Origin of the sequence: Marinobacter sp. 3-2 (genome assembly GCF_003751355.1) — a bacterium.
Classification (GTDB): Bacteria; Pseudomonadota; Gammaproteobacteria; order Pseudomonadales; family Oleiphilaceae; genus Marinobacter; species Marinobacter adhaerens.
Window position 1 is genome coordinate 77,627 of the sequence record NZ_RJUQ01000018.1, and the last position, 12,823, is coordinate 90,449.

14 protein-coding genes are annotated in these 12,823 nt (G+C 57.2%); 5 read left to right on the forward strand and 9 right to left on the reverse strand.

The annotated features are described in order from the left end of the window. The first annotated feature begins 84 nt into the window (after nt 1–84). Nucleotides 85–1,113 (forward strand): 2,3,4,5-tetrahydropyridine-2,6-dicarboxylate N-succinyltransferase, encoded by a 1,029-nt coding sequence (gene dapD, locus EDB94_RS18175; RefSeq protein ID WP_008170392.1) that lies wholly within the window; start codon nt 85–87, stop codon nt 1,111–1,113. Beyond that, complete coding sequence (dapE, locus tag EDB94_RS18180; RefSeq protein WP_062785166.1) at nt 1,100–2,236, forward strand: succinyl-diaminopimelate desuccinylase; 1,137 nt, start codon at nt 1,100–1,102, stop codon at nt 2,234–2,236. Before dapD ends, dapE begins: the two co-directional genes overlap by 14 nt. A gap of 30 nt (nt 2,237–2,266) precedes the next feature. Here dapE and EDB94_RS18185 read toward each other — a convergent pair whose 3' ends face one another. Continuing rightward, a complete protein-coding gene (locus EDB94_RS18185) occupies nt 2,267–2,527 on the reverse strand; it encodes a SlyX family protein (RefSeq protein WP_108019184.1) in 261 nt (86 codons plus the stop codon). A 223-nt stretch (nt 2,528–2,750) separates the two neighbouring features. Between EDB94_RS18185 and EDB94_RS20985 the strand changes: the two genes are divergently transcribed. Further along, a complete protein-coding gene (locus EDB94_RS20985) occupies nt 2,751–3,284 on the forward strand; it encodes a cold-shock protein (protein ID WP_008170398.1) in 534 nt (177 codons plus the stop codon). A gap of 43 nt (nt 3,285–3,327) precedes the next feature. Here the strand turns inward: EDB94_RS20985 and EDB94_RS18195 are convergent, their stop codons facing one another. The 3 genes from EDB94_RS18195 to EDB94_RS18205 all read right to left on the reverse strand — a co-directional run bounded on the left by EDB94_RS18195 (nt 3,328) and on the right by EDB94_RS18205 (nt 5,640). Further along, on the reverse strand, nt 3,328–3,702 hold the full coding sequence (locus EDB94_RS18195; RefSeq protein ID WP_014576622.1) for a hypothetical protein: 375 nt from the start codon (nt 3,700–3,702) through the stop codon (nt 3,328–3,330). Beyond that, nucleotides 3,674–5,098 (reverse strand): hypothetical protein, encoded by a 1,425-nt coding sequence (locus tag EDB94_RS18200; protein ID WP_108019183.1) that lies wholly within the window; start codon nt 5,096–5,098, stop codon nt 3,674–3,676. Before EDB94_RS18200 ends, EDB94_RS18195 begins: the two co-directional genes overlap by 29 nt. A 101-nt stretch (nt 5,099–5,199) precedes the next feature. Continuing rightward, nucleotides 5,200–5,640 (reverse strand): VOC family protein, encoded by a 441-nt coding sequence (locus tag EDB94_RS18205; protein WP_041645131.1) that lies wholly within the window; start codon nt 5,638–5,640, stop codon nt 5,200–5,202. 64 nt (nt 5,641–5,704) lie between these two features. Here EDB94_RS18205 and EDB94_RS18210 point away from each other — a divergent pair, with 64 nt between their 5' ends. Then, complete coding sequence (locus EDB94_RS18210) at nt 5,705–6,601, forward strand: DUF1853 family protein (protein ID WP_108019182.1); 897 nt, start codon at nt 5,705–5,707, stop codon at nt 6,599–6,601. Between the two features lie 7 nt (nt 6,602–6,608). Here the strand turns inward: EDB94_RS18210 and EDB94_RS18215 are convergent, their stop codons facing one another. Together EDB94_RS18215 and EDB94_RS18220 are read right to left on the reverse strand one after the other, a co-directional pair. Further along, nucleotides 6,609–7,193, reverse strand: coding sequence for an AAA family ATPase (locus EDB94_RS18215; RefSeq protein WP_108019181.1), 585 nt, complete (start codon nt 7,191–7,193; stop codon nt 6,609–6,611). Further along, entirely contained in the window at nt 7,171–7,584 is a 414-nt protein-coding gene (locus EDB94_RS18220; protein ID WP_108019180.1) for a TA system antitoxin ParD family protein, read from the reverse strand. The genes EDB94_RS18215 and EDB94_RS18220 overlap by 23 nt, the downstream gene beginning before the upstream one ends. Before the next feature lie 169 nt (nt 7,585–7,753). Here EDB94_RS18220 and EDB94_RS18225 point away from each other — a divergent pair, with 169 nt between their 5' ends. After that, nucleotides 7,754–8,779: an NADP-dependent oxidoreductase gene (locus EDB94_RS18225; protein WP_108019179.1), complete on the forward strand. Its 1,026-nt coding sequence runs from the start codon at nt 7,754–7,756 to the stop codon at nt 8,777–8,779. A gap of 34 nt (nt 8,780–8,813) precedes the next feature. Here EDB94_RS18225 and EDB94_RS18230 read toward each other — a convergent pair whose 3' ends face one another. From EDB94_RS18230 to EDB94_RS18240, 3 genes are all read right to left on the reverse strand, one after another. Further along, nucleotides 8,814–9,779 (reverse strand): NAD(P)H-quinone oxidoreductase, encoded by a 966-nt coding sequence (locus EDB94_RS18230; RefSeq protein WP_404935313.1) that lies wholly within the window; start codon nt 9,777–9,779, stop codon nt 8,814–8,816. 84 nt (nt 9,780–9,863) lie between these two features. After that, a complete protein-coding gene (locus EDB94_RS18235) occupies nt 9,864–11,603 on the reverse strand; it encodes a sugar phosphorylase (protein WP_108019178.1) in 1,740 nt (579 codons plus the stop codon). Further along, nucleotides 11,600–12,823, reverse strand: coding sequence for a glycosyl transferase (locus tag EDB94_RS18240; protein ID WP_014576613.1), 1,224 nt, complete (start codon nt 12,821–12,823; stop codon nt 11,600–11,602). Before EDB94_RS18240 ends, EDB94_RS18235 begins: the two co-directional genes overlap by 4 nt.

The window sequence follows — 12,823 nt, forward strand, 5'->3', positions numbered from 1 at the left end:
TCGGGCAAACCAGATCCAAACTTTAATTTCAGGGGTCTTCAGGCATTGCCCTGGCCCCACATTCATAACAGGAGCAACCATCAGATGAGCTTTGCATTCGGTATCGGTATCGGCACCCAGAACAACCAGGGCGAGTGGCTGGAAGTGTTTTACCAGCAGCCGGTCATGACACCCGATAACACCCTGATGGACGTCATCTCCAACGCCCTTGATTACAAGGGTGGCAACCAGGCGATCAGCGCGACCGCCGAGCAGCTCAGCCAGCTCGCCAACGCCTTGCGTCAGATCGGCCAGACAGGCCAGGCATCACTGGCGGACAAAGCGGCCGCCAGCAAGCGCCCGGTGGTTGTCACAGTACTCGAAACAGATGACACCGCGTCCAGCACACCGGAGGTTTACCTCAAGCTTCACCTGATTTCTCATCGCATGGCCAAACCCCACGGATTGAAGCTGGACGGCATTTTTGGCCTGCTGCCGAATCTGGCATGGACCAGCGAAGGCGCGATCGATCTGAACGAACTGTCCGACCGCCAGCTTCAGGCTCGCCTGGAAGGCCGCACACTGGAAGTCAAATCCGTGGATAAATTCCCGCAGATGACCGATTACGTGGTACCGAAAGGTGTCCGCATTGCCGATACCGCCCGGGTTCGCCTTGGCGCCTATGTGGGTGAAGGCACCACGGTCATGCACGAAGGGTTTATCAACTTCAACGCCGGCACCGAAGGCACCAGCATGATCGAGGGCCGTATTTCCGCCGGCGTCATGGTTGGCAAGGGGTCTGATCTGGGCGGTGGCTGCTCCACCATGGGCACCCTTTCCGGTGGAGGCAACATCATCATTGCCGTTGGCGAGAACTGCCTGATCGGCGCCAACGCCGGTATCGGCATCCCGCTGGGCGACCGCTGCAAGGTTGAAGCCGGGCTGTACATCACCGCCGGCACGAAGGTTGCGCTGCTCGACGACAACAATGAGCTGGTTGAGGTGATCAAGGCCCGCGATCTGGCCAACCAGACAGACCTGCTTTTCCGCCGTAACAGCCAGACTGGCGCGGTGGAGTGCAAAACCAACAAGTCTGCCATCGAGCTGAATGAAGAGCTGCATGCAAACAACTGATTCCCCGACCCTCGAACTTGCCGTTGATCTGATCCGCCGGCCGTCTGTCACGCCAGACGATGCCGGCTGTCAGGAACTGATGATGTCGCGCCTTGCGCCTCTGGGCTTCACCGGCGAGAACCTGCGGTTTGGCGATACCGATAACCTCTGGGCCCGAAAGGGCTCCGAGGGGCCGGTGCTGGCCTTTGCCGGCCATACCGATGTGGTACCAACCGGGCCGGAAAAGAACTGGTCGCACCCACCCTTTGATCCCGTGATCAGGGATGGTTACCTTCTCGGCCGTGGCGCCGCGGACATGAAGGGCAGCCTGGCAGCCTTCGTAACCGCCTGCGAGCGCTTCGTTGCAAGCTACCCGGACCATCGGGGTTCCATAGCCCTGCTGATTACCAGTGACGAAGAGGGGCCAGCCCAACACGGCACGGTCAAAGTGGTGGAAACTCTCGAAGCCAGGAACGAAAAGATCGACTGGTGCCTGATTGGCGAGCCGTCCAGCACCCGAGAAGTGGGTGATGTGATCAAGAATGGTCGAAGGGGCTCCCTGCATGGTTACCTGACCGTGCATGGGGTTCAGGGCCACGTAGCCTATCCGCACCTGGCCGAGAACCCGGTTCACCTGGTTGCGCCTGCCCTGGATGCGCTGGCAAAGGAATTCTGGGATAACGGCAACGACTTTTTCCCGCCAACCACCTTCCAGATCACCAAGCTGGAGGCCGGTACGGGCAGCAACATTATTCCCGGTGAATGCCTGGTGCACTTCAACTTCCGCTACTGCACGGAAAACACTGCAGAAAGTCTGGAGGAACGGGTGGTAGCCATCCTGGACCGCCACAACCTGAAATACGATCTGCAGTGGCACCTCAGTGGCCGTCCGTTCCTGACGGACAAGGGCGCACTCGTGTCTGCCAGCCAGAGCGCCATTCGCACGGTGACAGGCCGGGAAACCGAACTTTCAACCTCCGGCGGCACCTCGGATGGTCGCTTCATTGCACCTACCGGCGCGCAGGTGGTCGAACTTGGCCCCATCAATGCGACCATTCACAAAGTGGATGAGTGCGTAAAGGCCGAAGATTTGAATACCCTGTCTGAAATCTACGAACAGATTCTGATCGAACTGCTGGCATAAAAGCAGGAGCCGGAATCCAACGAAAAGGGATCAGATGAAACCTTCATCTGATCCCTTTTTAATGCGCCACTTACAATAATGAGGGGGAGGTGTTTCGTCCTGCTCTGACTTGATATTGGACGGTGAAACATCTTTCAACTGTTTGTGCAGCAGCCGCTTGGCCTCCCACAACTCACGGATATCCATTTCCTGCTTGGCAACCTGTTCGCTCAGGGTATTGATAACGTCGTCCTGAAAGGCCAGCCGCGTTTCCAGCTCGTCCAGTCGGGTTTCCAGATCGTTCTGGCTCATCGGGTATTGGTACTCCCCTGGGTAGTTCTCTCTAGAATGTGATCGATGACACTGCTTATTCCGTTGCTTGGTCAGCGCTCGGGATAATCTGGTATCATGCCGCTTTTGCCCGCCAGCACTCCCGTTTTTCGGGGTACTGTCGGTTTTCACCGGCCGGATGTGCGATTTTACCCGATATCCGGTTTTTATCGTTAGCGTTACAAGAATGGAGAAATTTCAGTCAATGCGTAATCCATCCAAAGCGATCCTTTTTTCTCTCCTGATCGCCATCCCCGCACCGCTGGTGCTTGCCCTGTTGCTGTCTTTTACACCAGAGCCTCTTCGCCTGATCGCTGCAGGTCAGCTTATCGAGGCCCTCGGTAGCACTCGTGGCATCGCCGCCTACATTATTACGCTGATCGTTTTCGGCATTGCGGGCTTCCTGGCCATTGCGCTTTCAGTCAAGAAACCGGCCGAACAGCAAAGCCCATCCCGGCCGAGCAACCGTGCCCCCAGCCAGAACCACAATGACGATGATGATGATGGCTATGACGAAAGCAGCCCTGAGGGTGATGAAGAAGGCACCGTAAAGTGGTTCAACGTCAAGAAAGGCTTCGGCTTTATCGTGCGTGACAGCGGTGACGAGGTATTTGTTCACTTCCGTGCGATTCGTGGCCGTGGGCGCCGGGTCCTGCGACAGGGTCAACTGGTCCGCTTCAATGTTGTGGAGGCAGACAAAGGCCTTCAGGCCGACAACGTATCCATCCTGAGCGATTGAATCGCCCACTGAAAACAAAGAGGCAGCCCAAGGGCTGCCTCTTTCAGTTCCAGACGACCTGTTGCTCGCCCCGGTGGTCCAGACGCCACCATTTCTCATCCTCTACCGGCTCGCCCTCTTTCCAGTCTCCCGGACTGCAGCGAATCTCGGTATCCATGGCACGCCATGCGCTTCGGGCGCAGTCCAGATCACTGTTCCAGGGTACCCGCGGCCCCTCAATCACCAGAGAGGTAAAACGCTTGCCGAACGCGCCGGGATAAAGCGATATTCGAACCCTGTCACCTTCATAGCGCGCGAAGCCCTTGATCACGCTCGCTACGTCACTGTCATTCAGTTCCAGTTGGTCCACATGGTTTTCAAGCCACCCGGAAACCGCCCCCGGCTCCAGATCACGAATGTATATTTCCAGATCCTGCACCCGCTGAATCTCCATCCTGCTGATTACAATGCAGCACATAGTGAACCGGCCCGGGTCCCGCTGCAACCCGCCGCTCCAGTTCCCGACGCAAATCTTCATTACAGAGCTGACGCAACGTGCCGGCCGCTTGTCGTTCGTGCCAGGCCACTTCCGCTGCCACCCGGTGGAGCTGTATCTCTCTCAACGACGTTTCAATATCTTCAAGCGGCTCCTTGCGTGCAAGCGCCACCAGGGACTGGCGCCTCAGTGTGTCTGCCTGTCCTGCAAGGGCGACCGCATCGCCTGGACCTCTGCGGGCAAAGAGATTTAGCCTTGCAGCCGCCCGCTCAAGCCACTGAAGCATTCCCCCCGGCGTGCTGACGCAACGGCTTTGGCGAGAGGCGACAAACCGGATCACCGAGCGGGGAATCTGGATATTCCATTGCTTCTCGATGGCGGCCTGATGTGCCGTTAAAATGGCCTGACGCTGAACCACGCTCGTATCAGGCATGTCAAAGATGTCGAGGCTCCGGCCCAGGCGATGCTGAAGTGAGACAGCTGAACGGCTTTCTGTGGGCTCGTCAGGACCCAGCAAAAGTATTGGGCCCGCCCACTGGAGCACGAGCGCTGACGCCAGCCCATCAGGGAGATCCATCAGCGCAACCAGGTCTGCGGGCGAGACATTGTCCAGCACAAGAACCGGCCAGCGTGAGCCGCTCTCTCCTGGAGCACTTTCCAAAGTGCGCTCGGGCAGGACCGGAAGATCACTGGCCATAATCTCCGCTTCACGCCTGAGATCCAACTCGACGTAATCCTGCTCCAGTGCTGGGAGCAACGATTGCAGCCAGGCGGTCTTGCCCGACCCACGTTCGCCACGCACCCAGATCATGGCGGACGAAGACGCCGAGAGACTGATCGCGACATCTTCAGCCAGCTCAACCCATGCCGAATCGGCCACTACCACAGGTGCTCTCTGGAATTCATCCATCGGCGCCGGTTCCCGCTCATCGGAAGGATCCGGCCAGCGAGTAACAAGCTCAAAAACCGCCACATAGGCTTTTTGCTGCAACCGGTCCGCGTGCCGAACGAGCGCCTCCAGCAGGTGCGACCAACCAAGCCATGGCGCATCGCTGGCTTCCCGGGCCGCCGCAAACCAATACATCAGTTGGTAAGATAATTGCCCCTCCCCACCAACTTCCGTCACGATCGGTTGTTCGCACTGAATGGTGCGGGTAAGTTCATCCATATCCACGCCGCAGCCGCGCAGAAAGCGGGCAATAGCAGGTGCGGAGTCCAGAAGAGCAAGCAGGTAGTCTTCAGCGGTAATCACCGAGCCGCCCCTGCGTTCAACGCTCTCCCGGGCTCGTAATAATGCGGTCTGGCACTGGGGATCCAGGCATCCTTGCCAATCGTCCATCAAACTTCTCCATGTTCTGAACGCATCGTCCTGATGCGAACGCCATATTGCGGGCGGCCATTGTAGCACTTCCGACGCTTCGCAGCGGCCCGCCCAAACACTTACCAGGTTCCGGTGTTTTCCATGCTGGCCCAGGGCTCTTTCGGTGGCAGCGCATCGCCTTTCTGCAGTAGCTCGATAGAAATATTATCCGGGGTGCGGATAAAAGCCATATGTCCATCACGGGGCGGACGATTAATCGTTACACCATTGGCTTTGAGGTGCTCACACAGTGCATAAATGTCATCGACGCGGTAGGCGAGATGGCCAAAATTCCGACCGCCCGTATATTCCTCAGGGTCCCAGTTGTAGGTGAGCTCGATCATCGGCGCCCTGTCTTCACGGGCCCGCGCCTCGTCGTCGGGTGCAGCCAGAAACACCAGGGTGAATCGACCTTTGTCGCTGCTTTTGCGACTGATCTCGACCATTCCCAGCAGGTCGCAAAAGAAATGGAGGGTCTCGTCCAGGTTGCTTACCCGGATCATCGTGTGAAGATATTGCATGAAGCCTCCTTCAGAACTGTATGGATCATCGTGCCTTGGGGACAGTTTACGGTATTCTGGCCATATGGATGCAAAAACAGCCCACTACGCGACTTCAGAGCTGACCACCCCGGCGGTCAGGCACCTTGCGTGGCTATGCCAGGCGCCCCAGTTGCTGCAGTCCCCACTGACATTTGAGCCAAGTCGTTCCCTCAGCAAAAATGTTGATGAGCAACTCCGGGCGTGGGATCGCAATCCGGAAAAGGCACCTCCGCTGCTGAGCGAGACGCCGCCAAAGCGGCTCGGATTTTACTTTGAACAGCTTTACCGGGTATTGCTTGAAGATCTTCTGGGCTGGGACATTCTGCTGCAGAACCGGCAAATCCAGTCCAACGGTCGAACCATCGGCGAGCTGGATTTCGTGGTGCACAATCGTTTGGAAGATCGCATCGAACACCATGAAATCGCGATCAAATATTATCTGGGGGTTCCGGAGCAAGCCGGAAGAACACTCTGGTACGGCCCTAACGCAAGAGATCGGCTGGACCTGAAAGCAGACCGCATGCTGAACCTGCAAAGCCAGCGAACCAGATTGCCCGAAGCCAGGGAACTGCTCGCCGAAGCTGGAATCAACGAACCCGTGACGCCCCGCATCTTCATGCCGGGCTATCTGTTTTACCCGAGAGAGACGCGGGTAATAGCGCCCGAGTCAGTGCCTGCCAATCACCTCCGCGGACACTGGTGCTACCTCTCACAAATCGAGTCGCCGGACATCCACGGCTGGGTGGTGTTGAACAAACCCCACTGGATCGGGCCGTGGCGCCAGAGCGAGCCACCCGCAGCGGATGCCATGACAACCGCGCTGAACACCATTGAGCGGCACAACATTCCCATGCTATTCGCTAAACTCGAAAAAAACGACAGCAGCGGGATATGGCAGGAGACCGATCGGATATTTGTTGTGTCGGATAGCTGGCCGTAATCAATAATCAGGCATCGATCAAGTCTGTTGCCCAGTCGGGCAGTCTTTCCTGTAAAGAGCGCCAACGCCCCTCTTCCCAAACCGCAACACGCACATAGGGGTGATCGAGGCTGGAGTTATCCACAAGATGCAATTCGTCGACAAGACCAACGCACTGACGGAGATTCTCAAGAGTTCGCGGAATCCGGGACTGGATCTTGGCATCGGGGACGCTATGGCCGCCGGACTTGACCCGCGAAGCAACCCGCGCCTTGTTGAGCTCTGCAAACTCCAGGTGAAAATAGAACAGCCGAATCCGGAACCCTGCCGCCTTTGCAGCCCCAACAAAATCCACCTTGGAAGGATGGGAAAAGACCGTTTCAAAACAGAAAGTCTGACGCTCCTCAAGCAGTCGGAACCGCTCCCTTTCGGCAACAAGCGCCGCTTCGTAACTGTGCTTTTCAGGAGCATCCGGCCAGACACTTCTGGCGATGTTATCGGCATTCACCAGCGGGATTTTGCGACGAGCGAGGAACCGCTCATAGAACGTTGTTTTCCCCGCACCATTGCCGCCAACTAACAGCCAAAGTTCAGGCTGCGTTGTCACGGTCACTCAGTGCCTCGAAACGCCCGTTGCGAAACTGGCCGAGTTCTCGGCTACCGTCCGGATAGATCGCTTCCAGGTAGCCGGGTTTCTCGCCAGAGGCCTGGTACACCGTTCGCCCCCGGCCGATAGAGCGGCCCAGGTCACCGCTTTCCCTGGACTGATCCACCTCGGCCCAGAGCTCATCGCTGGAGATAGAGTCAGCCACCACCGGCTCGACCCGAACCTGGCGTATACCCTGCACAATGGCAATCAGATCTTCGGCACTCACATCGCCGGCAACAGCACGCCCGATTTCGGCCCAATATTCAATCTGCTTGGGTGTCGAGCGCCGATTAACCGCGCCCTCGGCGGCGGCGTGACGAACGAGTGAATCGTCGAGACGGACGGCGGTAGTCATGGTTACCTCCAGGGAAGATATATATTCACACTTAAAATTATGGCACTTGTTGCGTTTCGCTACAACTGGATCAAAACGTTGCAAACAAGCAGGCACCAGCTAAACAGTTGACCCGCCTATCATTCTGCTGCACCCTAATCTGGTTTCATTATGCAACCGGAGAGAACAAGTGAGCGAATACAAGAACCGAGCCGTCGTGCTCAAACAACGCCCACAGGGCGAAATCCAACAAGGCGATCTCGTTTTGGAAGAGCGTCCTGTCCGTTCCCCTAACGAGGGAGAAGTTGTTGCTCAAGTGCTCTGGCTTTCACTGGACCCCTACATGCGTCCACGCATGAACGATGCCAAGGGTTACATGGACCCCATTGGCATCGATGAGCCAATCGTCGGCGAGAGTGTTGCACGTGTTGTTGAGTCCCGCTCGGACGACCTGAAAGTCGGCGACCTGGTTACCTGCTACTCCGGCTGGCAGGAATACGTCACCTTCCCGGCGGACGCGCCGATGGTCTACAAAATTCAGCATCGGGACAATGTGCCCCTGCAAACCTACCTTGGCGTTGCAGGCATGCCAGGGCGCACCGGTTATTGCGGCCTTATGTACGTCGGCAAACCGAAAGCCGGCGAAACCGTGGTTGTCTCGGCAGCCTCCGGCCCTGTCGGCACTGTCGTTGGCCAAACCGCAAAAACAGAGGGTTGCCGGGTGGTTGGCGTTGCCGGTGGGCCTGAGAAGTGCGATTTCGTGGTCAATGAGCTGGGCTTCGACGCCTGCGTTGACTACAAGGCGGGGAACCTGGAAGCGGATCTCAAAGCGGCCTGCCCCGACGGCATCGACATCTACTTTGAAAACGTGGGTGGAGCCGTTACGCGCGCCGTTGCCCCATTGTTGAATGAGGGGGCCCGGGTGCCCATCTGCGGTTTTGTCTCTGCCTACAATGCAAAAGATATGGCCAGCGTGGAAACTCCCTTCCACGTGCTCGGGGCGCTTGATCCGGCGCCGGAGCATCGTTTTTTCCTCGTGACCGAATGGCAGGACCAGCATCAGGAAATCACGGACATCCTGGCCTCAAGGGTTGCTTCCGGAGAACTTAAATACCGCGAAACCGTTGCCGAAGGGCTGGACAACGCCGTTGATGCCTTTAAAGGCATGCTCAAAGGCCAGAACTTCGGCAAACAGCTGGTTCACATTGCAGACTGACTGCAATACCTGAGACGCGTGTGGTCTGTGTGATTCAGTCCGAGATTTTCAGGAGCACCTTGCCGGTGTTCCTGTTCTCAGCCACATAGGCCATCGCCTCTTCCACCTCTTCTATCGGCCAGGTGCTATCGATCAGAGGTTCAATCTGGCCGGCTGCGAGCAGTGGCCAGACGTGCCGGTAGAGCGCCTGCATCACCTCGCCCTTATCCTCGACCGTGCGTGAACGGAGGGTGGAACCGATCAGGCGCTGGCGTTTGATCAGCATGATGCCCAGATCCACCTCGGCCATACGGCCCCCCATGAGTCCGATGAGCACAATGCGGCCATCGACGTTCAGAACCCGCTGATCTTCGGCAATATAATTGCCACCGACCGGATCCAGAACCATATCCACGCCACCCCACGCTGTAACAGCATCAACGAAGGAGCCTTCGTTCCGGTTCCAGACGCCACTGGCTCCCAGATTGCGACAAACCTCCAGTTTGGCCTTATCACCGGCGGTCGCAAAGACCGGATTGCCAAAGGCCGTTGCGAGCTGAATTACCGCAGTTCCAAGGCCGCTGGCACCCGCATGCAGGAGCACACGCTCGCCCGGTTTCAAGGCTGCTTCGTGATACAGATTCAACCAGGCGGTAGCAAAAACCTCGGGAATGGCCGCAGCTGTCTCCAGCGAAACCCCTTTGGGAACGGGCAAAACCTGCACCGCGGGTACCACCACACGAGTCGCATAACCGCCGCCGGTCAGCAGGGCGCAGACTTCATCACCGGATTTGAGGTGGGTAACGCCGGATCCGACCGAAGCGATGCGACCACTGACCTCCAGCCCGAGAATATCGGATGCTCCCGGAGGCGGGGGATAGACGCCAGCGCGCTGCATGAGATCCGCACGATTGATGGCGGTCCAGACAACCTCGATTTCGACGTGGTCTGCGGGCGGTTCACCCGGTCCTTCCCAGGGCTCCCAGCTTAGATTGCCCCCGGTTACCTTGATTGCTTTGATCATGTATGACGTCTCGGCCTTGCTCATATGGGCACAGGATACCCCAAGTTTTCCGAGCATTGCACAAATGGCGCAAAGACAGGATCAGCCGGTAACTTCCAGGTTGGACAGCCACACACTCTGATAAGGTTTTAGGGTGATCGAGCCAGACAGATCATCAATAGTCATACCGGAAATCAGATCCAGCCAATGATCGGTGCCGATGAGATTGATGTCGCTCAGCGCTACCTGCTGTACCTCGTTACTGATGTTGTGAATGCAGAAGATGGACTGATCCCGGCGCATACTCTGGCGCCAGAAACCAAACAGCTGCAGGCCAAGATGCAGGGTGAACTGGGTAGCGTTCGGGTGAAACGCCGGCTGTTTACGCCGGATGGCAATCAGGCGTTTCAGCTCCTCGAACGCCTTGCTGTGATGGCTCAGGGGATCTGCGAGCTTCTGCTCCAGAGTATCCAGTTGCCACTGGCTGCGGTTAATGGATCGAAGCCGGCCGGTGTGCTCCACCCGCTCCAGATCGTTCTCAGTCGCCAGCAGACTGTGAATGTAGAAGGCCGGAATCCCCTCCAGCGCCAGCATTACGGTGTGGGCGCAGACGAAGCGCTGCAATTGCCAGTGATCCCGGCCCGACTCCGCCGTGCCTTGCAGCGCATCGTACAGGGCGATGTTGATTTCGTAGGGCTGGTCGCGGCCATCCGGCGTGCGCCGGTACGAGACCTTGCCGCCGAACGAGTCCATGGTGTTGATCAGCCGCTGCTTCTCTTCCTCCGTCAGCAGACCATCCGTTGGCCGCATACCCACACCATCGTGGGACGCAATAAAATTCAGATAGGTGGTGCCCATCTGCGCGGGCGGCATGCTCATCAGCCAGGTTTTCAGGTGCTTGCAGTCACCGGTGACCAGGGTATTGATCAGCAGGGGCGGCAGGGAAAAGTTATAGATTACATGGGCTTCGTTGGCGTTGCCGAAATAGGTGAGATTTTCGCGGTTGGGTACGTTGGTCTCGGTAATCACCACCGCATCCGGGCTGTGGTGCTCGATCAACAGGCGCAGGATCTTGATCAGCTCATGGGTTTGCTGCAGATGGATGCAGGGCGTACCCGGTTCCTTCCAGAGGAAGGCGACGGCATCGAGCCGGAAAATGATAATGCCACGCTCCAGGTAGCGCCGGATGATAGCAGCAAACTCGATGAGCACCTTCGGGTTGGCAAAATTCAGGTCAACCTGATCCTCACTGAACGTACACCAGACATATCGCTCGCCATCGTCGGTCTGGACCGGGTTAAGGAGCGGTGAGGTACGGGGCCGCACAACGGCACTCAGATCATCCCTTGGATTGCCCTCGAAGAAATAATCCTTGCCCGGGTCTACCCGTTTGCGAAAATTCTCGAACCAGCGGCTGCGGGCCGACATATGGTTGATCACCAGGTCCGCCATCAGCTTGTAATCCCGGGCGATGCCCTCGATATCCTCCCAGTTTCCGTGGGACTCGTTGACGGCCAGATAATCCATGACCGAGAAACCGTCGTCGGAGCTGTAGGGGAAAAACGGCAGAATGTGCACCGAAGAAATTGAATCTGACAGGCAATCCGCGAGGAACCGATGCAATGTCTGCAGTGGTTTTTCTTCCGCCCGCTGAACCGTGTCGGCATAGGTAATCAGCACCACATCCGATTCATCCCAGTTATTCTGGTGCGCAGGCGGCGGGGCCTGGTTGGGCTCCAGACCCATAGTGATCAGCAACTGTTCGGCCAGAAAGTCACAGTCCAGCTCTGGATAGACGACATCCAGCATGGAAACCAGCTTCGCTTTCAGAGCCTGGGTCATGGCCGGAATTCCTCATTATCCAACTCCACGGCCTCCAGCAACTGCTCCTTGATGTCGGGAATCGCGCTTGTGACCCGGTTCCAGCTGGGAATAAAAGGTGTGTCCATCGGGTTATCGAGGAAATAGGCGCCCGCCCGCATCACGTTCTGGGCGAACAGCTCCACAGCCTTCTCTTCCTTGTGTCGATCAAACGTCAGGCCGTTGATAATGGCGTCGTTCTGATAGGTCTCCACAAAATCCAGTGCAATACGGAAGTACGTGGCCTTGATAGTCCGGAATTTCTCATTGGAGAAAATCTCACCGTTTGTCGCCAACTTTCGGAACAGAGCCTTGGCGATATCCATGCTCATTTTGGACAGGCCCTTGCTGGCATCTTCCGGTGAGAGCTCCTGATGCTTGTGATCATAGACATCGGCAATATCCACCTGGCACAGGCGGTTGGTGGCGTAGTTGCGCTTCATCTCCGACAGCACACCGATCTCCAGTCCCCAGTCGCTGGGAATACGCAGGTCATTGATCACATCCGTGCGAAACGAGAACTCCCCGGCCAGTGGGTACCGGTAACTGTCCAGGTAATCCAGGAAATCGTTGGGGCCGCAGACCTTCTTCAGGGATCGGATCAACGGTGTTACCAACAGGCGACTAACCCTTCCGTTCATTTTTCCGTCCGCTACACGGGCGTAGTAGCCTTTGCAGAACATGTAGTTGAAGCCGGGGTTAGCCACAGGGTAGATCAGCCGGGCCACAAGATCCCGGGAATACGTAAGGATGTCGCAGTCGTGCAAGGCAACGGATTTGCTGACACCCGAGGCCAGCACATAGCCAAAGCAATACCAGACGTTTCGCCCTTTACCCATTTCCGTTGGTGCCAGGTTCTGCTCCCGAAGCTTCAGGTCAATGTTCCTGAGTCGAGGCCCGTCGTTCCAGAGCACCTTGAAGTTCTGTGGTAGTTCGGAGAAGTACTCCAGAGCGTGGCGGTATTGTTCCTCGTTGGCTCGGTCCAGGCCAATGACCACCTGGTCCAGATAAGGCACCTTGCCCAGCTCATGCACGATATTTTTCAGGGCCGGCCCTTCCAGCTCCGAGTACAGGGAGGGCAACACCAGGGACATGGGCCGGGTTTTGCGAAAACTCATCAGCTCCGCTTCGAGTTCCTCTACCGGACGCCGAACCAGATTATGAAGGGTTGTGATAATGCCATTCTGGTAAAAGTCGCCCAT

Excerpts from the sequence above, each read along its gene's own strand:
- EDB94_RS18235 (WP_108019178.1), bottom strand. The coding sequence starts at position 11,603 with ATGACCCAGGCTCTGAAAGCGAAGCTGGTTTCCATGCTGGATGTCGTC.
- EDB94_RS18210 (WP_108019182.1), top strand. The coding sequence starts at position 5,705 with ATGGATGCAAAAACAGCCCACTACGCGACTTCAGAGCTGACCACCCCG.
- EDB94_RS20985 (WP_008170398.1), top strand. The coding sequence starts at position 2,751 with ATGCGTAATCCATCCAAAGCGATCCTTTTTTCTCTCCTGATCGCCATC.
- dapD (WP_008170392.1), top strand. The coding sequence starts at position 85 with ATGAGCTTTGCATTCGGTATCGGTATCGGCACCCAGAACAACCAGGGC.
- EDB94_RS18220 (WP_108019180.1), bottom strand. The coding sequence starts at position 7,584 with ATGACTACCGCCGTCCGTCTCGACGATTCACTCGTTCGTCACGCCGCC.
- EDB94_RS18240 (WP_014576613.1), bottom strand. The coding sequence starts at position 12,823 with ATGGGCGACTTTTACCAGAATGGCATTATCACAACCCTTCATAATCTG.
- dapE (WP_062785166.1), top strand. The coding sequence starts at position 1,100 with ATGCAAACAACTGATTCCCCGACCCTCGAACTTGCCGTTGATCTGATC.
- EDB94_RS18200 (WP_108019183.1), bottom strand. The coding sequence starts at position 5,098 with ATGGACGATTGGCAAGGATGCCTGGATCCCCAGTGCCAGACCGCATTA.
- EDB94_RS18185 (WP_108019184.1), bottom strand. The coding sequence starts at position 2,527 with ATGAGCCAGAACGATCTGGAAACCCGACTGGACGAGCTGGAAACGCGG.
- EDB94_RS18205 (WP_041645131.1), bottom strand. The coding sequence starts at position 5,640 with ATGCAATATCTTCACACGATGATCCGGGTAAGCAACCTGGACGAGACC.